At 56.4% G+C, this 22,067-nt stretch carries 17 protein-coding genes and 2 tRNA genes; 9 read left to right on the plus strand and 10 right to left on the minus strand.

Going from position 1 to position 22,067, the window contains the following annotated elements; genetic code table 11:
• The first annotated feature begins 230 nt into the window (after positions 1-230).
• The 5 genes from hflK (at position 231) to NWP14_RS12830 (ending at position 7,854) form a co-directional block, all read left to right on the plus strand.
• Positions 231-2,132 (plus strand): protease modulator HflK, encoded by a 1,902-nt coding sequence (gene hflK / locus NWP14_RS12810; protein WP_375215424.1) that lies wholly within the window; start codon positions 231-233, stop codon positions 2,130-2,132.
• A complete protein-coding gene (locus tag NWP14_RS12815) occupies positions 2,129-3,130 on the plus strand; it encodes an SPFH domain-containing protein (RefSeq protein ID WP_095101147.1) in 1,002 nt (333 codons plus the stop codon). The genes hflK and NWP14_RS12815 overlap by 4 nt, the downstream gene beginning before the upstream one ends.
• Complete coding sequence (locus tag NWP14_RS12820) at positions 3,127-4,197, plus strand: SPFH domain-containing protein (protein ID WP_375215425.1); 1,071 nt, start codon at positions 3,127-3,129, stop codon at positions 4,195-4,197. Before NWP14_RS12815 ends, NWP14_RS12820 begins: the two co-directional genes overlap by 4 nt.
• Positions 4,194-6,137, plus strand: a complete 1,944-nt coding sequence (locus tag NWP14_RS12825; RefSeq protein WP_375215426.1) for a heavy metal translocating P-type ATPase — start codon at positions 4,194-4,196, stop codon at positions 6,135-6,137. The genes NWP14_RS12820 and NWP14_RS12825 overlap by 4 nt, the downstream gene beginning before the upstream one ends.
• Before the next feature lie 379 nt (positions 6,138-6,516).
• Positions 6,517-7,854, plus strand: coding sequence for a hypothetical protein (locus NWP14_RS12830; RefSeq protein WP_375215427.1), 1,338 nt, complete (start codon positions 6,517-6,519; stop codon positions 7,852-7,854).
• A gap of 63 nt (positions 7,855-7,917) precedes the next feature.
• Here NWP14_RS12830 and NWP14_RS12835 read toward each other — a convergent pair whose 3' ends face one another.
• The 3 genes from NWP14_RS12835 to NWP14_RS12845 form a co-directional block, all read right to left on the minus strand.
• Positions 7,918-9,180, minus strand: a complete 1,263-nt coding sequence (locus tag NWP14_RS12835) for an NAD(P)/FAD-dependent oxidoreductase (RefSeq protein ID WP_375215428.1) — start codon at positions 9,178-9,180, stop codon at positions 7,918-7,920.
• 43 nt (positions 9,181-9,223) lie between these two features.
• Positions 9,224-9,874, minus strand: coding sequence for a DsbA family oxidoreductase (locus NWP14_RS12840; RefSeq protein ID WP_375215429.1), 651 nt, complete (start codon positions 9,872-9,874; stop codon positions 9,224-9,226).
• Between the two features lie 102 nt (positions 9,875-9,976).
• On the minus strand, positions 9,977-11,140 hold the full coding sequence (locus NWP14_RS12845; RefSeq protein WP_375215430.1) for an FAD-dependent monooxygenase: 1,164 nt from the start codon (positions 11,138-11,140) through the stop codon (positions 9,977-9,979).
• A gap of 223 nt (positions 11,141-11,363) precedes the next feature.
• On the opposite strand from NWP14_RS12845, the gene NWP14_RS12850 reads away from it, so the two are divergent.
• Positions 11,364-12,305 carry a LysR family transcriptional regulator gene (locus NWP14_RS12850; protein WP_375215431.1) on the plus strand — a complete coding sequence of 314 codons (942 nt, stop codon included), beginning with the start codon at positions 11,364-11,366 and terminating at the stop codon, positions 12,303-12,305.
• 27 nt (positions 12,306-12,332) lie between these two features.
• On the opposite strand, the gene NWP14_RS12855 is transcribed toward NWP14_RS12850, so the two are convergent.
• From NWP14_RS12855 to NWP14_RS12870, 4 genes are all read right to left on the minus strand, one after another.
• Positions 12,333-13,154, minus strand: a complete 822-nt coding sequence (locus tag NWP14_RS12855) for an alpha/beta fold hydrolase (protein ID WP_375215432.1) — start codon at positions 13,152-13,154, stop codon at positions 12,333-12,335.
• A 332-nt stretch (positions 13,155-13,486) separates the two neighbouring features.
• A tRNA-Asn gene (locus NWP14_RS12860) sits at positions 13,487-13,562 on the minus strand.
• Positions 13,563-13,689: 127 nt separating this feature from the next.
• On the minus strand, positions 13,690-15,126 hold the full coding sequence (locus tag NWP14_RS12865; protein WP_375215433.1) for an EmmdR/YeeO family multidrug/toxin efflux MATE transporter: 1,437 nt from the start codon (positions 15,124-15,126) through the stop codon (positions 13,690-13,692).
• A gap of 95 nt (positions 15,127-15,221) precedes the next feature.
• The gene (locus NWP14_RS12870; protein ID WP_369125005.1) at positions 15,222-15,314 is read right to left on the minus strand and encodes a DUF5951 family protein; all 93 of its coding nucleotides are present in this window, start codon (positions 15,312-15,314) and stop codon (positions 15,222-15,224) included.
• A gap of 5 nt (positions 15,315-15,319) precedes the next feature.
• Here NWP14_RS12870 and NWP14_RS12875 point away from each other — a divergent pair.
• Positions 15,320-15,395 (plus strand) — tRNA-Asn (locus tag NWP14_RS12875).
• 1,277 nt (positions 15,396-16,672) lie between these two features.
• On the opposite strand, the gene NWP14_RS12880 is transcribed toward NWP14_RS12875, so the two are convergent.
• From NWP14_RS12880 to NWP14_RS12890, 3 genes are read right to left on the minus strand one after another with little or no spacing between them, the layout of a single operon-like run.
• Positions 16,673-17,458 carry an aldo/keto reductase gene (locus tag NWP14_RS12880; RefSeq protein ID WP_375215434.1) on the minus strand — a complete coding sequence of 262 codons (786 nt, stop codon included), beginning with the start codon at positions 17,456-17,458 and terminating at the stop codon, positions 16,673-16,675.
• A gap of 23 nt (positions 17,459-17,481) precedes the next feature.
• Positions 17,482-18,633: a glycerate kinase gene (locus NWP14_RS12885; protein WP_331834617.1), complete on the minus strand. Its 1,152-nt coding sequence runs from the start codon at positions 18,631-18,633 to the stop codon at positions 17,482-17,484.
• Positions 18,634-18,653: 20 nt separating this feature from the next.
• Positions 18,654-19,433 (minus strand): 3-ketoacyl-ACP reductase, encoded by a 780-nt coding sequence (locus tag NWP14_RS12890; protein ID WP_346431095.1) that lies wholly within the window; start codon positions 19,431-19,433, stop codon positions 18,654-18,656.
• Positions 19,434-19,917: 484 nt separating this feature from the next.
• On the opposite strand from NWP14_RS12890, the gene NWP14_RS12895 reads away from it, so the two are divergent.
• Together NWP14_RS12895 and NWP14_RS12900 are read left to right on the plus strand one after the other, a co-directional pair.
• A complete protein-coding gene (locus NWP14_RS12895) occupies positions 19,918-21,033 on the plus strand; it encodes a sugar ABC transporter substrate-binding protein (RefSeq protein ID WP_095101001.1) in 1,116 nt (371 codons plus the stop codon).
• Between the two features lie 66 nt (positions 21,034-21,099).
• Positions 21,100-22,065: an ABC transporter permease gene (locus NWP14_RS12900; protein ID WP_375215435.1), complete on the plus strand. Its 966-nt coding sequence runs from the start codon at positions 21,100-21,102 to the stop codon at positions 22,063-22,065.
• Positions 22,066-22,067: the final 2 nt, after the last annotated feature.

Below are 22,067 nucleotides of genomic sequence, written 5' to 3' on the forward strand. Positions count from 1 at the left end.
GCGAAAACCCTACCACAGCGCCCATTCGGCGCCAGCGGTATATTGCACAATAAATACATTGTTACAATATAACATCCAGCTTTACGCGGGTCGCAGGCTATCCAGGACGGAGCGCTTTGTTTATATTGCGGATGTTATCATATAACACCATCGGTTCTTCGTCTCAGCAGTAACCTCAGCAGATCGTTTGCCCGGGTTGAGGGGGCAAGGACGGATCAACTGGAGAGTCTATGGCGCAGCCCCCCTCACCCGAGAGTCGCCCTCGGGTCACTTCGCGAAGCCGACGTTTGCTTATCGCACAGGCTATTCTGTACTGCCTTCTCGCTATCTCCGGCGCGATTTATCTCTTCCTGCAGCTGTTTTCCGTCACGGGGTTCTGGCTGCCCGTGACGCGCCTGATGCTCGCCGCGGTGCTGGTCGCGCTGGCGTTTGTGGAAAACGCGTTACGCTGCGAAGGCGGCGGGATGCAGGACTCGCCGTCCGCCAATAGCGCGGAGGAAGAGCCGACTCTTCTGCGTCGCGCGCTGCCGGAAAACGTGCAGGCCTGGCTCCGCCATTTCCATCAGCATCTGGCGACCACCCTGATCGCCGCCGCGCTGGCCGGCGCCTTTGCCATCGCCAATATCGCGGATGACCGGTCCGTTGACCAGGCCGATGCCCCGCGGCTGATCGCCGTCGCCTTCTTTATTCTGCTCTGTTTTACGCTGCTGCTGATCGAACGCATGCTCAGCTTCCGCCCCCTTCGCGACTGGCCTCATCAGCAGCAGCACGTGAGCTTCGCTCGCTTCATGCTCAGCCTCTTGCTGCTGCTCACCCTCTCGCTGCTGGCGGCGATGGCTTTCCCCGCGCCCGCGCTGTGGGGTATTAAGCTGGCGAGCCTGATGATACTGCTGGTGGCGCTGGAATATGTGCTGCGCGCCCTGACCGCGATGGCCTCTCCCCTCCCGCCGAACGCCGCCCCCCGCTTTCTGACCCACAGCCTGCTCGCCGGGCTGTATCAGTGGCCGCCGCGGCCGCTGCTGCGCGCGCTGGACTCATTTCAGCAGCGCTTTGGCGTCGATCTGCGCCAGATTCAGGCGTTTCGTCTGATGGGCAGCCGGCTTTTACCGGTGACCGCGGGGATCGCCGCGCTGGGCTGGCTGCTCAGCGGGCTGACGGAGGTGCAGCTGCATCAGCGCGGGATATATGAGCGTTTTGGCCGCCCGATCGCCGTTCTGGCTCCCGGCCTGCACGCCGGGCTGCCCTGGCCCTTTGGCCGGGTGGTCGCCGTCGAGAACGGCGCGGTGCATGAACTCCAGCTCAGCGATATCGCCGAAGCCGCGCAGGTGGATCTCCAGCCCAACGACGCCGCAGAAGGCCCGGCACCGCAGAGCAGCTGGCGGCTCTGGGATAGCAGCCACGCCACGGACCAGTCCCAGGTCATCGCCAGCGCCGCTATGGACAAGCAGAATTTCCAGATAGTGAATATGGATATCCGCGTGATCTGGCGCATTGGCCTCAGCGATCGGGATGCGCTTAACAGCCAGTATCAGACCGAAGACCTGGCGGTGATGATTCGCAGCATCGCCCGTCAGATACTGGTGACCCAGTTTGCCAGCAAGCAGCTCGATGAACTGCTTGATGAGCAGCGGGCGACGCTGGCTACCGCGCTCAGCCAGCAAATCCAGCAGCGTCTTACGACCCTCAATACCGGCGTGGAGCTGCTGTTCACCCGCATAGAGGCCATTCATCCCCCCGCCGGAGCGGCCAACGCCTATCACGGGGTGCAGGCCGCGCAAATCGCGGCAAATGCGCTGATCGCGCGCGAACAGGGCTATGCGGAGAAGGTCGGCCGCGAAGCGCAGCGTAACGCCCTGACCGGCCTGAATAACGCCGAGGCCTCCGCCGCCGAAAACCGGTCGCGGGCGCGGGCCGCCGCGGTGACCTTCTCTGCGGAACAGCAGGCGTGGCAGCAGGCGGGAGAGGCGTTTATTACCGAGCGGCGCTATCACATTCTGAGCCAGGCGCTGGCCCATACTCCGCTGCTGATCCTCGATAACCATCTTCAGGGGACCAGCGAACCGGTGCTCGATCTCCGTCAGTATCCCGCTTTATCCGACAGTACCGCCCCACAGAAGGCCAGCACACCATGAAGATCCGCGCGATAACCGCCACCCACGTAGCCCCGAATGCCGTTAAGCGGCAGATCTCTCCGCCTGCCCCGCTGCGCCGCAGGCGCGGCATTCGCCTCGGCGTGGCGGCATTTCTGGTCACGCTGGCGGTATTAACCGCCTGCCTGCTGGAAGTCCGCGCCGGGAGCGCCACCGTGGTGACCCGCTTTGGCGATCCGGTACGCGTCCTGCTCGCCCCCGGCCTGTCATGGCGGCTGCCGGCGCCTTTTGAAACGCCGCTGGACGTCGATCTGCGCATTCGCTCCACCTCCAGCGGCCTGCAGGACGTGGGCACCCGCGACGGATTACGGGTGCTGGTGCAGGCCTGGGTTATCTGGAAGGTCAAACCCGATAACGACAACGTGCTGCGCTTTATTCGCGCCGTGCAGAACCAGCCGGATGAGGCCGCCCGCCAAATCCGCACCTTTATCGGCTCCGCGCTGGAGACCACCGCCAGCAACTACGCGCTGTCGGATATCGTTAACGTCGACGCTAACAAAGTCAAAATAGCCCAGCTGGAGAGCCAGCTGCAGTCGCAGCTGCAGGCCCAGCTGCTGAAAAGCTACGGCATTGAACTGATCCAGACCGGGATCGAGCGCCTGACCCTACCGGCCGTCACGCTGAACGCCACGGTGGATCGCATGCGCGCCGAGCGCGAAACCATCGCCACCGAACGCACCGCCGAAGGCAAACGTCAGGCTGCGGAAATTCATTCCCGGGCGGATCGCGATGCGCGCATTCTGCAGGCCGACGCCGCGGTGAAAGCGGCGGCCATTAGCGCCGACGCCCAGCGCGACGCGGCCGGCATCTACGGCAAGGCGCGGGCCAGCGACCCGCAGCTATATGACCTCCTGCGTTCGCTGGATACGCTCAGCACGATTGTTAACGCCAGCACCCGCCTGGTGCTGCGTACCGATGCGGAGCCGTTCCGCACCCTGGTGCAGGGCCCCACGCCGTTGACCGGGACGCAGCAGCCATGACTTCAGCATCGCCTGGCTCAACGCCCTGGGGACAGTCATACCGCATCGCCTTCTTTACGCTGTATGGCGCGGCTATTCTTGCCGCCGGCGCGTGGCTGTTCTCCTGTATCCATCCGGTCGCCCCCGACAGCCGGGCGGTGGTCTTTCAGTTTGGCAGGCCGATCCGCGTGGCGAACGCGGGGCTGCTGTTCGCCTGGCCGCATCCCGTCAACAGCATCGAACTGGTGCCGGCCGCCGAACGCATTCTCGAACGGGACGTGGCGGTGCTGCGCCGCGACCAGCAGCTGGAGCGGATCAACAACTGGGAGCGGGACGGCGATGCCGGCGCCGGAGCGGGCTATCTTTTAACCGGCGATGAAGGCGTGGTGCAGCTGGATGTCCGCGTATTCTGGCGGGTCAGCGACCCGATCCGCTTCGCGCTACAGCGTCCGCATATCGAGCCGCTGATCGATCGCCTGACCGAACGCGCCGCCGCGGTCGTCTGCATGGAGCGCGGTCTGGACGCGATTCTGGTTGCCAGACCGGAAACCCCGCAGAACGATCGCCACTCGGCGGAGGAGCGTATCCGCCTGCGCAGCGACTTCAGGCACAACATGGCACAAAGCCTGGCGCAGATGGCCGCCGGCGGCAACGATCCGGGCATCGTCATTGAGCGTGTCGATATCGTTTCATCGCTGCCGGCGAACGCGGTGGCGGCCTTCAACGCCGTGCTCACCGCCAGCCAGCAGGCAGATAAGGAGATCGCCAGCGCACGAACCGCGGCCACGCTGCTGAGCCAGCAGGCGCAGCAGCAGGCGGATCGCACCATTCAGCAGGCGCAAGCCAGCCGTCAGGAAACCCTGGCGAAGGCCAGCGTTGATACCCGAACCATCCTGCAGCTGGCGCAAACCCGGCGCGACGGGAGCGACGGCGGATTGCTGCTACGCCTGTGGCGCGACGCGGTCAGCCGCATTCTGTCGCAGGCCGGACAGGTTATTACCGTCGCCCCCGGAGACGACAGCCGCCTGATCCTTCAGGGCCTTCCCCCCCAGCCGGCCACCCCGCCGACCAGCGAGAAATCACCATGAGCCAGTCGTGTAGCCACGGGCATATCCACTTCAGCAGTCATCTCCAGACTCCTGCGGAGCAGCGGCGGATGGCGCGCCGGCTGACGCTGGCGATGATAACCATCGGGCTGCTGTTGCTCAGCCTGCTCTGGCGCGCCGTCGCGCCGGATCAGCCGGCGATCGGCGATATTCTGGCCGGCGTTGCCTGGCTGCTGGTTGCCGTGCCGGTATTCCGGGCGGGCTGGCACAGCCTGCTGCATCCGGATCTCCACGGGGTGACCGATCTGCTGATCGTGCTGGCGATGCTGGGCGCGTGGGCGCTGGGCGATCTGATGACCGCCGCGCTGCTGCCGGTGATCATGATTTTCGGCCATATTCTGGAAGAGCGCAGCGTCATGGGAACCCGCCAGGCCATCGCCGGCCTGAGCAAGCTGGCGCATAGCCGCGCGAGACGCCTGCGCCAGGACGGAGCGCTGGAAAATATCGGCAGCCAGCAGCTGCGCCCCGGCGACGTGGTTGAAGTTCGCCCGGGCGATCAAATTCCCGCCGACGGGAAGATCCTCTCCGGTAATGCCAGCCTCGACGTGGCGTCCATTACCGGTGAATCGGTCCCGGCGGAGGTCTGCCCCGGAATGTCGGTCTTCGGCGGAACGCTGAACCTCAACGGCCTGCTGCGCGTCGAGATTACCCATACGGGCGAGCACTCCACCCTCGGGAAAGTGCTGGCGCTGATGCAGGACGCCGAGCGGGCAAAACCGCCCATCACCCGAATGCTGGAACGCTACGCCGGACATTATCTGATCCTCGTGCTGCTGATCGCCGCGACGACCTGGTTTTTGACCTACGACAGCCAGGCGATGCTGGCGGTGCTGGTCGCGGCCTGCCCCTGCGCCCTGGTGCTCTCCGCCCCGGCCACCTCAATGGCGGGGATCGCGGTGGCCGCCCGGCACGGTATCCTGATCCGCAACGCGGCCTTTCTTGAGGAGCTGGCGGACGTTGATGCGGTCATTATTGATAAAACCGGCACCCTGACCCAGGGGCGTCTGCGGCTGGTCGACGTGGTTTCGGCAACCTCGCGCCCGCGCGAGTCTCTGCTACAGCTGGCCTCGGCGCTGGGCGCCGCAAGTAATCACCCGGTGAGCCGGGCGATGGTCGGCGCGCTTCCGACAGATGAAGAGATCCCGCTGCGGGACGTGGAGGAGATTCAGGGTTTGGGGGTCGTCGCCACCACCGATGCCGGCCGGGCGCTGCTGGGACGAAGAGAGCTATTCGACCGCTATCAGATCGACGTCGCGCCGCTCCCCGACCACGATGGCCCGACGGTCGGTATCGCTGAAGGCGGCGTTTTTCTCGGCTGGCTGCTGCTCGACGATACGATCCGCCCCGAGGCCCCGGAGGCCATTGAGATGCTGCAAAACCTCGGCATCGGCCGCTTCCTGCTGCTGACCGGCGATCGCCTGGCCGTCGCGCAGCGCGTGGCCCAACGGACGGGAATTGGCGAGCTGGCGGCCGAAGTTCTTCCGGCCGAAAAGCTGCAGCAGGTGCAGCGGGCCGTCAGTGAAGGATGGCGCCCGATGGTGGTTGGCGACGGGATCAACGATGCGCTGGCGCTCAAGGCCGGCGCCGTCGGTATCGCTATGGGCAGCAACGGCGCCGATATCGCGCTGGCTTCCGCCGACGTGGTGCTGACCGGCAGCGACTTACGCCGCCTGCCCCTGGCGGTAAGGCTCAGCCGCCAGTGCCGCGCCACCCTGCGGGTCAACGTATTTATCGGCCTTGGCTGGACCATTTTAATCGTGATTGCCGCGGCGATGGGGCTGCTCGGCGCGGCGGGAGCCCTGGTGGCGGCGATATTGCACAATCTCAGCACGCTGCTGGTACTGCTGAATACCGGGAGGCTGCTGCAGTTCGACGCCCGACGCGGGAAAGATGAGAGCGCGGGCAACGAGCCGCGCTCGTAAAAACAGGCGCGCTGCGGCCCAGGGCTGGCACGGCGCTGCCGGGGCCTGGCGGGTCAGCGCGCAGGGAAATTTAATGCTCTGGGTTGAGAGAGCGGCAAACGACAAAAAAGCCCGCTGAAGAAAACTTAAGCGGGCTTTTTAAATATAGCTTCGCGGACTAAATGCAATGTTTGTCTCTCTCATTTGACCCCCAAAAACTAAATTTTTCGCCTTAAATGGAACGCTTATTAAGAGCCAAAGATGAAGTATTCTTTGCGATGTGATTTTTTTCGCGATTGGTTGACCCTTGTTCACAATCCAGGGCAGGATTGCCTACAGGCCGCTGCCGCTGCGGTTTCAAAGGGGCCCTGAAGATATCAGGAAAGAGCAGGAGAGCGAAATGATGGTAACCTTCACAATCCCATACGTAATATTTATTATTGGTGTTGCCTATAACATCCAGCAAACGTTAGATGCCACAGGAATATCCCTTGTTACACCTCCAGCAATCGATTCCAGCGGCTATGCCATGATCACGGCCTTTGATATCCAATATGGTATCGGGTTTTTATTTTTCTTTCTGTTGATATATTTGATGTTGCTTTTTGTTTTTTCTATGGTCGCCGCCTACTGCGTTGGACGATGGAAAGGATTGCTGGCTGGGGTATTTATTTGGTGCGTTCCGGGAACGCTTTCGGTCTTAGGGTATTGGCCTAAAATTCAATTCTTGCCAGAGATTTATAACGTTTGGGGTGCAGGCTATTTAGGTAGCGCGGTGGGCATGACCTGCCTGCTCATCATGGGATTAATTACCGGCTGGAACTTATTTATCATTCTTACGGATATCTTTAGCTTACAGGACCGATTTCGCCATTTCTACGATCATATTTGGTACTCAATGGCGATTGTCGCAGCGGTATTTTTTGTTGCAGATACCGGCGCTGGAGAGAATCAACGGCACCTGCAGGATGACACTCAACAGTTCCAACAAGCAAGCACCTATCTGGCAAATCAGCTTCGCCAGTACGATCGGCATTGTGCTCAAGAAAAGCTAAATTTGGCATCGTGTGCCTGGGCTCATCGTATGCGGCAAGAGTTGGCAGAATATGCCACCTACAATGATAAATTAATTCTCGCGCTGGTGCCGAAAACAACCCGCGAAATCTACATTATTTATAACAGAGATGCCGACAATAATACTGCCCAAAAAATCCGCGAGGAGCTTGATACATATAATCAAGTAACCTGTCAAAATGGCCCTGGCTCGTATGATTGTGTAATGACACCGTCCGTTTATTGTTTAATCAGCGATCCGCCAAAGAATTTTTATGATTATTCTCACCACCAAACGATCGTTGCGAACGAATGTATTATTCCAACGTTAGTCCTTTTACAAAAAAGAATTGCTAATGAAACGAAGAAAGTCAACGCATCTTCCGAACAAAAGCATATACGCTGGTTTTTCTACTTTTTACTTTCTGTCCTTGCCGGCGGTAAAGTCGCTAATGCAACCGCGCGCTGGAGCAAATCTGGAAAAAACAAGGCCGGCTTAGGGGATAAACGTCGGATAATCGGTATGACAAGCGCCGCCTGGGGATTTTTGATTGCATCTTCCCGGCAGATTTTCTGCATTCTCAATCGATTATTCTGTCGGTTATTAACGCAGTGCGCAAAGCTAAGAACGGCAATTAAGCGGTCAGTAAACGGAAGGCCGACAGAAGATCGTGATGAGACGTAGGGCCGGCTACCCGCATAGCGCGGGAAAGATGCCTTCGGTGAGGATACGGTTGCTGACATGCGCTCACCCCTGTTCCTGTAAGTAGCGATGGACAAATGTCACGGCCATCGCCCCCTCGCCAACGGCGGACGCAACGCGCTTCACGGAACCATGTCTGACATCCCCCGCGGCAAAAGAGCCGGGCACGCTGGTTTCCAGATAAAATGGCTGGCGGGCTAATGGCCAGTTCTCGGGCCAGCTGCTCCCTCCGGAGAGATCGGACCCGGTTAGCAAATAGCCTTCAGAATCGCGCAAAATATGCGTTTCGCTGGCCCAGTCGGTGTTGGGCTGGCCGCCAATGCAGACAAAAAGTCGGGAACAGGCGTGGCGACTTTTTCCACCCGATAACCGGTCGTGAAGAGTAATCGCCGCGAGGGAATCCTCACCGTCCAGCTCAGCTATCTCGCTATTGAAGATGACCTTTATATTGGCTTTTGAGGCGATACGCTGGATTAAATACGTCGACAATGTCTGAGACAGGCTGCTTCCCCGTACCAGCATCGTGACCTGAGCAGCATATTCAGCAAAGTGCATCACCGCCTGGCCTGCCGAGTTGCCGCCCCCCACCACATAAACATGGTCATTCGCGCAATAAGGCGCCTCTGCTGCTCCGGCGCCATAAAACAGGCCGTGCCCGAGGAACTTATCTTCCCGGGGTAAATTAAGGCGGCGATACTCAACGCCGGTAGCGCAGATATTGGTTCTGGCGGTCAGCGTCTCGCCATTGGCAAGACGAACATGGATTTTGCCATCCTTAAAATGGGCCTTCACCCCTTCACTCATGGTTACCAATTCAGCGCCAAACTTAATCGCCTGCTTACGGGCCCGGTCCGCCAGCGCAGCCCCGGAGATCCCTTCGGGAAAACCGAGATAATTCTCGATTAATGAACTGGTACCCGCCTGGCCGCCTGGAGCCTGGCGCTCAATTAATATGGTTCGCAGACCTTCGGATGCGGCATAGACGGCGGCGCTTAGCCCTGCAGGGCCCGCGCCGTAAATGGAGACGTCATATTCACGATATTTGGGCAACGTGATGTGGCCTAAATAAGCGGCGATATCATGCACTCCCGGGGCGAACAGGCGAACCTGTCCCGGAAATTCAACAACGGGAAGACGCAGGTCATTGAACCCTGACACCCCTAATGCCGATAAACACTCTTCTTCACTATTTAGTTCAATCCATTCAAAGGTAACCGCGCTACGCGCCAGATAGTCCCGAAGCAGATAGCCTTCCGGCGATCCCGCCCGGCCATAAATGCGTATGCTGTTTGTTTCTTTATCGATCATTTTTAGCAACCTCACCATGCAGGGATTGAAGAGCATCAGACGTTCAGAGCGCGGGCTTCTCTTGAGATTTACGGGCAATCGCCCTCATGATGGCATCCTCGATGAGATTTAACGGCTGCGCGCCGGAAATCGTCTCGCCTTCAATGTCAAAATTCGGTACGCCGCGGATCCCGGTGGCGAAGCTGATTGCCGCTCTGGTCTCTTTTACGCCAGCATCGCCGGAGAGGTAAGCCCGCGCTTCCGCTCTGTTGAGGCCATTTTCCGCAGCGATATCAGCCAGAACGTCCACATCGCCGATATCGCGGCCCTGCTCAAAATAGCCATGGAAAATCCCATTGGCGACGGCATCAGCGGCGCCATGCCGGTGGGCCAGATTCATCAGACGATGCGCGCGGAAGGTGTTCGGCGTCTTCTGCATTGCGTCGTAATTAAACGCGATATCATCCTCCGCGGCAGCCAGAATGGTTTTTCTGTCCAGCGACTGGCTGTACTCCCAACTGCCAAATTTGGCGGAACGGTAGTTCTTACGATCGACGCCTTCTACCGGCATCGTGGGATTAAGCTCATAGGGCCGCCAGAGAATAGTCACCTCCACATCATCGGGTAAACGACGAATCACCTTTTGCAGACGGCGTTCGCCAATAAGGCACCACGGGCAAATAAAATCAGAGGTGAGCTTGACGGTAATATTCATATTGACTCCTGCTGGCTATGAGTGGGTCGGGAACATCATTGCGTTAAAAGATTATTTAGGCGAAAGATGAAATACATTACGGGCTCTACGGCGTATTGATATTTAATATCCTGATGATGGTGACATATCAATTGACATCAGGCGGTTGCCCATGTTCATTCCCACCTGCTTCAGGTATTTACCGAGATGCCGCTGCTCCGGCTCCCAGCGCGCTAAAGCGGCATCGATATCGTCAGGATAATTCAGAAATGCCCACCGTAATGCCAGGGCATTTGCCGCCGCCTTGGAAGTGCTTGCCGCCGTGTGTGGGCGTGGAATAGACGCCGCATCGCCAAGCAATAGCACCCGATCTTTCACCATGCTATCAACGGCCAGATCGCGAATAGATTGCGCGAAAGGCTCTTTTGTCGCCAGCACCACGTCTCTGAACCCTGGCGGCAGCATCCGCGCGGCCTCTTCATAAATATGGTTTTTCCATTTTTGCGCGATGACGCCTTCAGGTAGAGAATGCCCGCGCATTACGCCATTTTTATCGGTCATTACCGATTCGCGAGTCGCGTCGTCCATAACGCGATACCACACCCAGTTATAAAGCCGATGCCCCGGACGCAGATCGTTATTTATCCCCGGAACGAGGTAGCCCAGAATCTGCGATCCCTTATTATCGGCAAACGCAAAGTTGCCATGAAGATCGAGCCGGGCGCGCTCCGGCAGCCGATCTTCACGAATCAGCCCTCGCCAGGCGATATAGCCAGAATAAGTCGGGGTTTCACCCGGCCAGAGCAGCTGGCGGACGGTGGAGTTATTGCCATCGGCGCCAATCAGAATGTCGCCTTTTATATGGCCACCGTCCTCAAACCACGCGGTAACGCCCTCTTTTTGCGAATCGATACGCTGCAGTTTTTTCCCCTGATGGTAATTCTCTTTGCCGGTGGTGGTCAGTAATGTCGAATAAATTAACGACCATGAGGTTTGCATTTGTGGCGCTAATTGTTTGTATTCAACCGTACCGTCGGGATTATAAAAAATGCGGTATTGTGAACGAACGCCCATCTCATCCCATTTTTTATTAACGCCGCTTTCCTGAATCACCTCCACCACCTGCGGCTGAAGCACGATGCCACCGCCCTGGCTATCGAGATTTTTTGCCGAGCGTTCGAAAATATCCACATCCCATCCGGCTTTTTTCATCATATTTCCGGCAAAAAGTCCGCCAAGGGAACCGCCAATAATAATGGCTTTTTTAGGTTGGGTAATATCTGACACAGGCACCTCCGCATTTTATTTATGCCACCCAGGTAAGGGCATAAATAATAATTAACTGTCTGGCTGCTGACGTTAACCATAACAGCCTCAGCGCTAGCGGAGAATACCAGTAAAACCGGAAACACTATTGCGTAGCACGCAAAGCTGACTGGTATTCCTCACTCAAAACAGGCTAATGTAAGGACTCACCCAGGCGTTTTTCCTATACGAGAAAGTTAAAGCTATGGATATGTTTTCGTCCTTACAGGCGCTGGTCGCGGTGGTTGAGGAAGGCGGATTCTCTTCCGCCGGGCGGCGCCTGTCGCTTGCCACCTCTTCCGTCACCCGGCAAATTGACACGCTTGAGCAATATCTTGGAACGGTGCTGCTGGTTCGCTCAACCCGAAAGGTATCGTTAACCGGGGCCGGAGAGCGGTACTACCAGCATGCCTGCAGGATTATGGCCGATCTCTCCTACGCTAACTACGAAGCCCGCGACCACTCCGGTATGCCCCGCGGGATCCTCAGAGCCAGCCTGCCGGTATCCTGGTCACTGCAATATTTAGCCCCTTTATTGCCTGAATTCATGAAGCAATATCCGCTTATCCGGCTTGAACTCACTTTTACTGACGATGTGGTTGATCTGGCTGAGAACCGACTGGATCTCAGCATCCGGCTGGGGAAAATTTCTGCGCAAAACGTCATTGCCAAAAAGCTGCTGTTGCAAAAGCGAGTTCTTTGCGCCAGCCCGGCCTATCTTGCTGAAAAAGGCGTGCCATTGCTGCCTGCCGATTTACGACGCCATAATTGCCTGCTTTTCTCCTACTCTTCCGGTCAGACAAAATGGTTTTTCTTCCGCGATAAAACGGAAGGCGTCAGCGTTGAGGGAAACCTTAGATGCAACAATTCTCAGATACTCAGGCAGGCGGCTTTGGGCGGGCAGGGTATTGCTTTGCTTCCTGACTGGCTGGTGAATAACGACGTTCAGCGCGGCGACCTGTTAGCGCTGTTTCCGGATATACGCGCTGATGTTACCGCTGACGAAGATGAATCCGCGGTGTATGCGCTTTATCATCCAAGCCGCCGCGACATTAAAATGGTGAAATTATTTGTCGATTTTATTTATCAGTTCCTCAACCAGCAGGCGGCAGAGGAAACTGATATTTTCTGCGGGAAGCCAGGCTAAAGCAGTACGCCTGGTTATTTATCTAAACTAGCGGCGGATAAACGCAAGCACATCTTGATTAAACTGCCCGGCATTTAGCTGAGCCAGACCGTGGCTGGCGCCGGGATAGATTTTCAGCTCAGCGTCTGCGATTATCTTCGCGCTCTTAATGCCTGCCGCAGCAATGGGCACAATTTGATCGTCATCGCCGTGAATAATCAGGGCAGGTTTGTCGATTTTTTTCAGGTCGTCCGTATAGTCGACTTCGGAAAACTCGCGGATACAGTCATACTCCCCTTTGATGCCGCCCTGCATCCCCATCCGCCAGAACGATTCGACCAGGCCATCATTGGTGGCGATATTTTCGCGATTAAAGCCATAAAACGGTACCGCCAGCTCGCGGAAGAACTGCGAACGATTGGCTGCGGTGCCGGTGCGGATATTGTCGAAAACCTCCAGAGGCGTGCCCTGCGGGTTATCAGCCGTTTGCAGCATTAGCGGTGGAACCGCGCCGACTAACACCACTTTTGCCACGCGGGAAGATCCGTGACGGCCGATATAGCGGGCGACTTCCCCACCGCCGGTTGAATGGCCAATCAGTATCGCATCATGCAGATCAAGATGGTCGAGCAGCTCGGCCAGATCGTCCGCGTAACGGTCCATGTTGTTGCCTTCCCAGGGCTGCCCGGATGCGCCGTGCCCGCGGCGGTCATGGGCGATAACCCTGAAACCGTTCTGCCCAAAGAAAAGCATTTGTGCGTCCCAGGCGTCTCCGGAAAGCGGCCATCCGTGAGAGAAAACAACCGGCTGACCTTTGCCCCAATCTTTATACGCGATGCGAACATGATCTGAGGTAGTGAAATGGCTCATTATCGTTCTCCTGAAATTAACGGCATTAATTAGGAAACTACATCCCGTGTCGGGTGCAGTTAACTTAAACGACAATGTCAGAGGTGATAATCCGGGGAATATACAACGTAGTTTTGCATCTGGTGCAACGCTGGCGCCGTTCAGGGTATCCGGCTGTTTTTATGTCCGCGCCGTGTTACGTGCTGAGCGCCAAATTTGCCCGATATGGAGGGAAAACTGAAAATGCACCGGGAAGATTTTTCGCGCTTGCTCATTGAATCAAAATCACGAAGGGATTCTCAAAGAAACATGAAAAAGCCCGCTTAAGTTTCCTTAAGCGGGCTTCTCGAATTTGGCTCCTCTGACTGGACTCGAACCAGTGACATACGGATTAACAGTCCGCCGTTCTACCGACTGAACTACAGAGGAATCGTGTGAACGGGGCGAATATTAACGGCGACGCCCGGCCTTGTCAAAGGCTGTTTCGCACATTTCAAACCGTTTGCCGATTTATTCTCCACTTTGGGCGAAATTTGTCGTTTCGCCCAGAAAATGGTTAGGTTTCGCGCACCTGGCTTTTGCTTCGTGGATATTTCCACAGCCAGCGCCCGCTGACCATCCGGCAGTAGAACAGCGCGCCGCGTACCGCCCAGTCAAGCACCATCCCCAGCCAGACGCCAATCACGCCCATACCGAGTACGATGCCCAGCGTATAGCCCGCCACGACGCGGCAGCCCCACATCCCCAGCATCGACACCCACATGGTGTAGCGTACGTCGCGAGCGCCTTTAAACGCGCACGGCAGGGTCCAGGACATCGCCCAAATCGGCATAAAGAAGGCGTTCAGCCACAGCAGCTCTTTAACCACCACTTTGACATCCTCTTCGCTGGTATAGAACGAGGCGATCAGGTTAGCAAACGGCGCGGTTCCCCACGCAATTACCGTCAGGATGATGGTCGATAGCCAGAATACGTGCCACGCCTGGCGCTCCGCCTGCCCAATCTGGCCTTTTCCCAGCCGGGTGCCGGTAATGATGGTCGACGCGGAGCCCAGCGCGTTTCCCGGCAGATTAATCAGCGCGGCGAAGGAGAAAGCGATAAAGTTGCCGGCAATGACGTTGGTTCCCATGCCGGCGACGAACATCTGCGTCAGCAGCTTGCCGCCGTTGAACAGCACCGATTCGATGCTCGCCGGGATGCCAATGCCCATCACTTCCCAGATAATGGCAAAGTTAAGCGGTTTGAAGTAGCTCTTCAGCGAGATGCGCAGCGCGGGATTAAACCCGACGGCTAATACCCACACGATCGCCACCGCTCCGATGTATCGGGCGATGGTCAGCCCCAACCCTGCGCCGACGAAACCGAGGCCTGGCCACGAAAAAACGCCGTAAATCAGGATGCTGCTGATAATAATATTGATGATGTTCATCCCGCCGTTAATCAAGAGCGGAATTTTTGTATTGCCCGCGCCGCGTAGCGCGCCGCTGCCGATCAGCGCAATCGCCGCGGCCGGATAGCTCAGCACCGTCAGCTCCAGATAGGTTAAGGCCATATCCTTCACCTGGGCCGAGGCGTCTCCGGCGACAATATTGATAATCTCTTTGCCGAAGGCGTGTATTACCGCCGCCAGCAGAATGGAGAACAGCGTCATAATCGCCAGCGACTGCCTCGCCGCCGCCCGCGCGCGTCGCGGATCGCGCTTGCCGAGGCTAAAGGCAACCACCACCGTCGTCCCGAGATCGATAGCGGCAAAGAACGACATGATCACCATATTAAAGCTGTCGGCCAGCCCAACCCCGGCCATCGCCTCTTTACCCAACCAGCTCACCAGGAAGGTACTGACTACGCCCATCAGCAAAACGCAGCTATTTTCCAGCAAGATGGGAACCGCCAGCGGGCTGATTTCACGCCAGTAAAGTACGCGATAACTCTTACGTTTTTTGAACCAGGATGTTCGTTCTACGGCCCTGCGTGCTGCGGATGTGACGTTCAAGGGAGACCTTAGTGAGAAAAGTTGAAACTACATTTCAAATGATGATAGAGAAATGCTAATCCTGCAAAGCATTTTTCCTTCTAAATTGTCGGTAATTACAACAAATTGTTGATAGAAGCGGCGGTTGACCGACAGGGGCGGAATAGATGTTTGACAAAAATTTTTTCGCCGCTAAGATACGACCCCACACGATTCCTCTGTAGTTCAGTCGGTAGAACGGCGGACTGTTAATCCGTATGTCACTGGTTCGAGTCCAGTCAGAGGAGCCATATTAAAGAAGCCCGCTTAAGGAAACTTAAGCGGGCTTCTTGTTTTTGTCGAGTTTGAGGGCCGGATAAGAGCACTAAGCCCGCCGACCTCCGCCCCCTGCCCTTGTCAACGTCAGTCTGCCGCTAAGTTGCCCCTGTTATTCTGTTTTTTATTGTCAGCGGCTCACCGCCGGTAAGTTTTTATGGCGTTAATTTAGCCATCAGAAAATACGTCAGAGGCGCTCTTTCCTGAGCCATAAATAAGAGAGTTTTGAGACACAACTCAATGCTCGGTCTATATATTCGCTGTAAATAAAAGCATGTTTTTAAAAACAGTATTGACAGTACTTTTAAAAGCGGTAGATTGGATTTTAACAGCGCTGGAATGGTAGTTCGCTGTTATAATTTGCGATAAAGGCTACGTATTTTGTTGTATGGGATTACGGGTGTTAAGAAGATTATTTTTTACACCGGTAATGTTTTAAGGTCATGCAGTTAGAGTCGTTAATCGCAAATCTGGGGGAAGTAGCGCGACGATGTAAGGCTATGTTTTAAGAGTTATTGTTTGCGATTGAGTTGTGTACGTTAGTTAAGTTAAATCATCGCAACGGAAGTCAAGCCACGCATCAAAGAGTATATGTCGCGAGGGGATGTACTTGTTTAAAGTGCCATTTTTTAGCGTTATGAAAATGGTGGGGTAGGTTAACAAGAAAATAGCGGGAGGTTTTAGTTAGTATCAGCACCCAATATTATCTGTGATAAACGTGTACATTTAAAGCAGTATCATGAGTAGTACCCATATTAAGTCCATGAATGTTAAACCTTAAATTAGTAGTTCCTTAAAAGCCCTGGCTGCAATGGTCAGGGCTTTTTTGTATCTGCGCCGTTGATTGCGGATATCCGCCTGTATGAACCGCCTCCTGAGTCCCCCGGCACGAGTGGCGGAACAGTCCCCCGGCACGAGTGGCGGAACAGTCCCTCGCCACCCGGCATGCCCGCAGGCTTCTCCTCCTTGCTGGCAGTCGCACGCGCCGTCGTATTATGCTCAACCATGCCGCTAAGGATGTAGTCTGATGACAATCGTTGCCGCCCATGCGCGAAACGGAGGTCATCATGATTTCTTTTGAGCTACGTCACTTCGCAGACATACCTGCCCGGCCGGATCCGTCGGCGAACCTTACGCGCGGTCCAGCGCCAGCTGGCGCTGGAAAACAGCGAGACCTGGAGGTGGCATGGAGGAAAAGGCAGACACCGTCAGATGTCTGCGAAATCAGCAAAGCGGCAGTTGATTAAAGGAGCTACAGCGCCACAACGCGATAGTTGGCGATTCTTAATTCCGCTATTTGCCGCATATCGATATGGGACAAGGTGAAATCAAGGATCGCAAAGTTCTCGGCCATTCTCCCGGGGTTGGATGACATGGTGTTTGACTGAATGCCCGACTGTAAAATCCAGCGCAGAATAATTTGTGCCGGCGTCCTGGCATAATAGTCCGCCAGCCGCTGAATAAGCGGATATTTAAGTACCTCTCCCCGGGCTATCGAACAATACGATGATAGCGGGATCTGCGTCTCTACCGCAGCCTGCAGCAGATCGCGTTGATCGAGCAGAGGGTGAAACTCGACCTGGTTGACGACGAGCGGCGTGGCGATCTCGTCGCGTGCCGCCCCCATCTGCTCAGGCGAGAAGTTACTTAAGCCAATATATTTTGTCAGCCCCTGCCGCTGCGCCTGCTCCAGCAAACGCAACGTGGCGCTGAACGCCTGCTTTGGCGGGCTATGCAGCAGCAGCACATCCACCTGTTCAACGTTAAGCGCCGCCAGGCTGCGCGCCACCGAAGCCATAAACAGATCTTTGCGGTAATTCGCCGGCAGGACTTTCGTCGTGATGCAAAGATCACCGCGCGCGACGGGATGACGGCTTAATACCTGCCCAATCTGCTGTTCGTTTTCATACATCTGCGCGGTATCGATCGCCCGATAGCCGATGCTCAAGGCATGCTCTAAGGCGGTGGTTAAGCGTTCTCCGCGCAGTTTATAGGTGCCAAAACCGCGGATAAACTCGGGCCGATAAAGAATATTCATATCTTTTTCCTCAAAGGACGGTTTTAGCGGCGCAGCGGCTGACTCGCAGCCTGCTGCCAGAGCGAGGCAATGTTAAACGCCGCCGACTCCAGCAGGGCGGCGGCTTCCCGCAGGGCGCGCTCGTAGGAGATAATGCCGGGGACCAGCGAAAACGCCGAGATTAAACCGAGCTCATACAGCGCTTCATATCCGCTGCCGAGCGAGCCGGCCAGCGCAATGCTGGGGCAGCCGTGGGCATGAGCGCGGCTGATAACGCCGGCAGGCCCCTTACCGCCGCTGGTCTGTGCATCAAGCCGCCCCTCGCCGGTAATGACCAGATCGGCATCGCGCACCTGCGCATCGAAATGCAGCGTGTTGAGCACAATATCGATCCCGCTCGACATCTCTGCGTTCAGCACCCCCTGCAGCGTGGCGCCGATCCCGCCTGCGGCACCGCCGCCCCTCAGGCTGGCGATATCGTCCCCGGTTCTGGATGTGAGAATAGTGGCGATCCGCGCCAGGTTGCTTTCAATCCTGGCCGCCGTTTGCGCGGTTACCCCTTTTTGCGGACCAAAAACCGCGGTCGCGCCCTGCTCGCCGAGCAACGTATTGTTGACGTCGCAGGCCAACAGCAGCTCCACCTGGGCTAATCGCGGGTCCAGTCCGCTGAGGTCGAGATCGGCCAGCTCATCAAGCCCTCCGGCCCCCCAGGGAACGTCCGCCCCCGCGGCGGTGATACAGCGGCAGCCCAATGCCTGCAGCATACCAATCCCCCCTTCATTGGTGGCGCTGCCGCCCAGGCCGATAATGATTTTGTCGACGTCGCGATCCAGCGCCGCTTTAATCAGCTCCCCGACTCCGTAGCTGGTTGCGAGCAGCGGATCCCGGTCTTCCGGTGCTACCCACTGCAGGCCGCAGGCGGCGGCAACCTCAATGACCGCCGTTTTACCATCGCCAAGCAGGCCGAAAAAACCCTGCACCGGCGTCCCCATCGGCCCGGTTACCGCGACGGAGATCCGCTGGCCTGAGGTCGCGTTTATCAGCGCATCCACCGTCCCTTCACCGCCGTCAGCTATCGGTAGCTTCACGCACTCCACGCCAGGCAAGGCTCGACGCAGACCCCGCTCGATAGCATCGGCAACGGCGCTGGCGGACAGACTCTCTTTAAAGGAGTCCGGGGCAATAATTATTTTCATCGCGATTTACCTGCTATCAATCAGAAACGGGAAACCAACATTCCGCCGTCGGCGCTAATCACCTGGCCGGTTAGGTAGGGCATCCCGCCGCTGGCCAGAGTGGTTACTATCGTGCCTATCTGAGCGGGGGTCCCCAGCTCCGGCAGCAGGGTTAAGCCTTCATCGACGCGCTGTTGGTACATTGCCAGCGAAGGCTGCGTCATTTCGGTAGCAATCAGTCCCGGCTGAATATCAAACACCTGCACTCCCGCCCTGGCGAGACGGGAAGCGAATAGTTTCGCCACCATCGCAGCCCCGGCTTTTGAGACACAGTACTCTCCGCGATTGATGGAGGCCGCCGAGGCGTTCGAGGAAGAGACGACGATCAGGCTGTAGTGCAGTTCGGGAGAGCGGGTACCGGCAAGCAGGCGTCGGGCAAATGCCTGGCAGAGAAAGAACGTGGCGCGGGCGTTAACGGCCTGGCAGCGATCGTAGCTTTCCGGCGTCACGTCGAGGAGATCGCCGCGGCTGGTCACCGACACGCCGGCATTGTTCACGAAGGTCGTCAGCGGCCCTAGCTCATGTTCCGCCCGCGCCAGCATCCTGTCGTGCAGGCTGATATCCGCCACGTCGCCGGGCACGGCAACGGCGTTAACGCCCCAGCCTTTTAGGCGCGCCACGGATGCCTGTAGCGCCGCAGAATCCTGATAATCATTCAGCGCAATATCGAAGCCGGCCTGCGCCAGCTTTGCGGCGATCTCAAAACCGATGCCGCGCGCCCCACCGGTGATAAACGCTACCTGTCGTGTTTTAACGGTCATTTTTTGTCCCATTATGGAGTGAGAATACGCCGAAAGCATAGCTACACCCTTCATCATTTGTAAATAAATAGTTACTTACTATATGCAAATATGAGATCTGCGTACTCCACGCGTGACGGGTGAAGATCGCCAGCAAAATCTTTGTGACTGATATCTCAAACGCAAGCAAAACAGCCCGGGAAGAAAAAATGAGGAAAAGATAATATAAATCATATTGATAAGAGATATTCTCAGGCAAAACCCCCGAGGAGAAGCATTTACTCATTCACAAAGGAAATATTTAAAAATAACAATAAAAAACAAAATACTAGGCAACTCCCTATCCGATAAACGAGCCACGTAAACCCGGCCCAAAGCGCTTCATTGCCAATCTCATTCTCGAATGATATATCATCAACTTGTAAGTAATTAGTTATTTACATGTTGCGTATTTTTCACCGGGATAAACTCCTCCACGTAAACCGAAAAGACAGGAAATATCGCTATGTCATTTATTAAAAAATTCGTTGAACAAAGCGTGATTAGCCGACGTGAATTCCTGCTGAAAAGTGCCCTTGGCATCGGCGGCATGGCTGCGCTTCCGCTTATCAGCCCGCTCTCGAAAGCCTTGGCGGCTGAGGGGGGGAATCTCACTCTGGCCTGGGGCTACCGCGACCCTGACAACTCCTACTGGAACGCGATTGCCGCCGGCGGGCAATCTTATGCGAAGACGCAAAACTCGACGATGGTGAGCCTGATTAACGGCGGCAATAACGAGAAGGTGCTGTCTGATATCAAAGCCCTGCTTTCCAAAACCGAAGGGAAACTGGCGATCGGCTGCGATCCTAACGATGCCCCTAACGCGCGAGCCGTGGTGACCGCCTGCCAGCAGCGCGGCGCGTTTATTACCACCATCTGGAATAAAACCGACGATCTGCATCCCTGGGATTTTGGCGACAACTACGTGGCCCACATCAGCTGGTCGGATTTCGAGCCGGCTCAGCAGTGCGCGCAGCTGCTGTTTGACGCGATGGGGAAAAAAGGCGGGATTGTCGGACTGGGCGGTATCGCCTCCAACGTCCCGGCGATTGAGCGCAAAGCGGGGCTGATGCACAAGCTGAAAGAGAACCCGGATATCAAACTGCTGGACTGGCAGGATGCGGACTGGAGCACTTCGAAAGCCAACGACATGATGTCCACGATGCTCACCCGCTTCGGGGATGATATCAAAGGCATTTTCTCCTCCAACGACAGCATGACACTCGGCATTATTGAGGCTCTACGCGCCGAAGGCCTGGCGGGACAGATCCCGATCGTTTCCTACGACGGCACTCCGGACGCCGTCAAGCTGTGCATCAGCGGTGAAATACTCTGCACCGTGAGCACCGATCCCTACTGGGCCGGAGGCATTGCGCTTTCACTGGCGCACCATGCGGCTCTCGGCAGCTTCAAGCCCTCCGCCGAACCGCATGAGCATCGCGAATTTTATGGTCCGACGATCATGATAACTAAAGACGACGCGCAGAAATGGTACCAGGAAAATATCGTCAATACGCCGGTGAACGACTGGAATAATTTCTGGCAGGCGTCAAAAGGGCCTATTCAGTATCGCAAATTATAGTTGTCTCCTTCTGCAGATATTTATTCTCGATGAAGACGTTATAAATTCAATGAGTGAAGGTCGAACATGTCATCACATTCAGGCTACAAAGATTTTTTGCGCAAATGGGCGCCGCTGATGGTGCTGCTGCTGCTCTGCACCATCATCAGCGTTATTTATCCCGGTTTTTTATCCGTGCGTAATTTCTCACGGTTACTGACCGCCAGCGCCGCGCCGTTAATGATTGCCATTGGCGTGACGTTTATCATTATTATGGGTTCGATCGACCTGTCCATTGAAGGCATTATGGCTTTCTGCGGCTCCATGCTGGCAATCATCATGGTGAAACTGGGCGGTTTTAGCGAACTCGGATATTTAGCGATTCCTGCCGCAATACTTATTTCGGCAGCCTGCGGACTCATCAACGGTCTTATTCACGTAAAGCTTAAAATCCCCTCATTCCTGGTCAGCCTGGGCATCGGTTTTAGCTTAATTGGCGTCACGATGGTGACGACCGGCGGCGAGCGTATTCCCCTGCCCGACCCGGTATTCCGGTTACTGCTGACCGAGCGCATTTTTGATTTCCCGCTGATGGTCTATCTCGCCGGGGCGGCCCTGCTGTTTGCCTGGTTTATTCAACGCTATACCGCGCTGGGGCGTAATTTTTATGCGATCGGCGGCGGCGAGCATCTGGCCTACGCGTCCGGCCTGTCGGTAAAACGTATTCGCGTGCTTGGCTTTGCGCTGGCCGGAGTATTTTACGGCCTGGGCGCCGTCTTTGCGGTCGCCCGCCTGGGCTCGGTCGCCAGCAACCTCGGCGATGGTTATACCTTTATCGCCATCACCTCCGTGGTCGTCGGCGGCACCTCCTTAATGGGCGGCAACGGCGGCGTGTGGCAAAGCCTGATCGGCGTGCTGATTATCAACGTTATTAACAACGGCATGGTGCTGGTCGGCTTCCCGACCTATATCCAGCAAGGGGTTTTAGGCGCCCTGGTTATCATCTCGGTGGCATTAGTCACTAATCGTAAACGTCTGCAAATAGTGAAGTGACG

It is taken from the genome of Klebsiella sp. C349492, from assembly GCF_042055345.1.
GTDB classification, from domain to species: Bacteria; Pseudomonadota; Gammaproteobacteria; order Enterobacterales; family Enterobacteriaceae; genus Klebsiella; species Klebsiella scottii.

Bases quoted from the DNA above. Each gene is read 5' to 3' on its own strand.
- hflK (WP_375215424.1), top strand. From the start codon at position 231: ATGGCGCAGCCCCCCTCACCCGAGAGTCGCCCTCGGGTCACTTCGCGA.
- NWP14_RS12815 (WP_095101147.1), top strand. From the start codon at position 2,129: ATGAAGATCCGCGCGATAACCGCCACCCACGTAGCCCCGAATGCCGTT.
- NWP14_RS12820 (WP_375215425.1), top strand. From the start codon at position 3,127: ATGACTTCAGCATCGCCTGGCTCAACGCCCTGGGGACAGTCATACCGC.
- NWP14_RS12825 (WP_375215426.1), top strand. From the start codon at position 4,194: ATGAGCCAGTCGTGTAGCCACGGGCATATCCACTTCAGCAGTCATCTC.
- NWP14_RS12830 (WP_375215427.1), top strand. From the start codon at position 6,517: ATGATGGTAACCTTCACAATCCCATACGTAATATTTATTATTGGTGTT.
- NWP14_RS12835 (WP_375215428.1), bottom strand. From the start codon at position 9,180: ATGATCGATAAAGAAACAAACAGCATACGCATTTATGGCCGGGCGGGA.
- NWP14_RS12840 (WP_375215429.1), bottom strand. From the start codon at position 9,874: ATGAATATTACCGTCAAGCTCACCTCTGATTTTATTTGCCCGTGGTGC.
- NWP14_RS12850 (WP_375215431.1), top strand. From the start codon at position 11,364: ATGGATATGTTTTCGTCCTTACAGGCGCTGGTCGCGGTGGTTGAGGAA.
- NWP14_RS12855 (WP_375215432.1), bottom strand. From the start codon at position 13,154: ATGAGCCATTTCACTACCTCAGATCATGTTCGCATCGCGTATAAAGAT.
- NWP14_RS12880 (WP_375215434.1), bottom strand. From the start codon at position 17,458: ATGAATATTCTTTATCGGCCCGAGTTTATCCGCGGTTTTGGCACCTAT.
- NWP14_RS12885 (WP_331834617.1), bottom strand. From the start codon at position 18,633: ATGAAAATAATTATTGCCCCGGACTCCTTTAAAGAGAGTCTGTCCGCC.
- NWP14_RS12890 (WP_346431095.1), bottom strand. From the start codon at position 19,433: ATGACCGTTAAAACACGACAGGTAGCGTTTATCACCGGTGGGGCGCGC.
- NWP14_RS12895 (WP_095101001.1), top strand. From the start codon at position 19,918: ATGTCATTTATTAAAAAATTCGTTGAACAAAGCGTGATTAGCCGACGT.
- NWP14_RS12900 (WP_375215435.1), top strand. From the start codon at position 21,100: ATGTCATCACATTCAGGCTACAAAGATTTTTTGCGCAAATGGGCGCCG.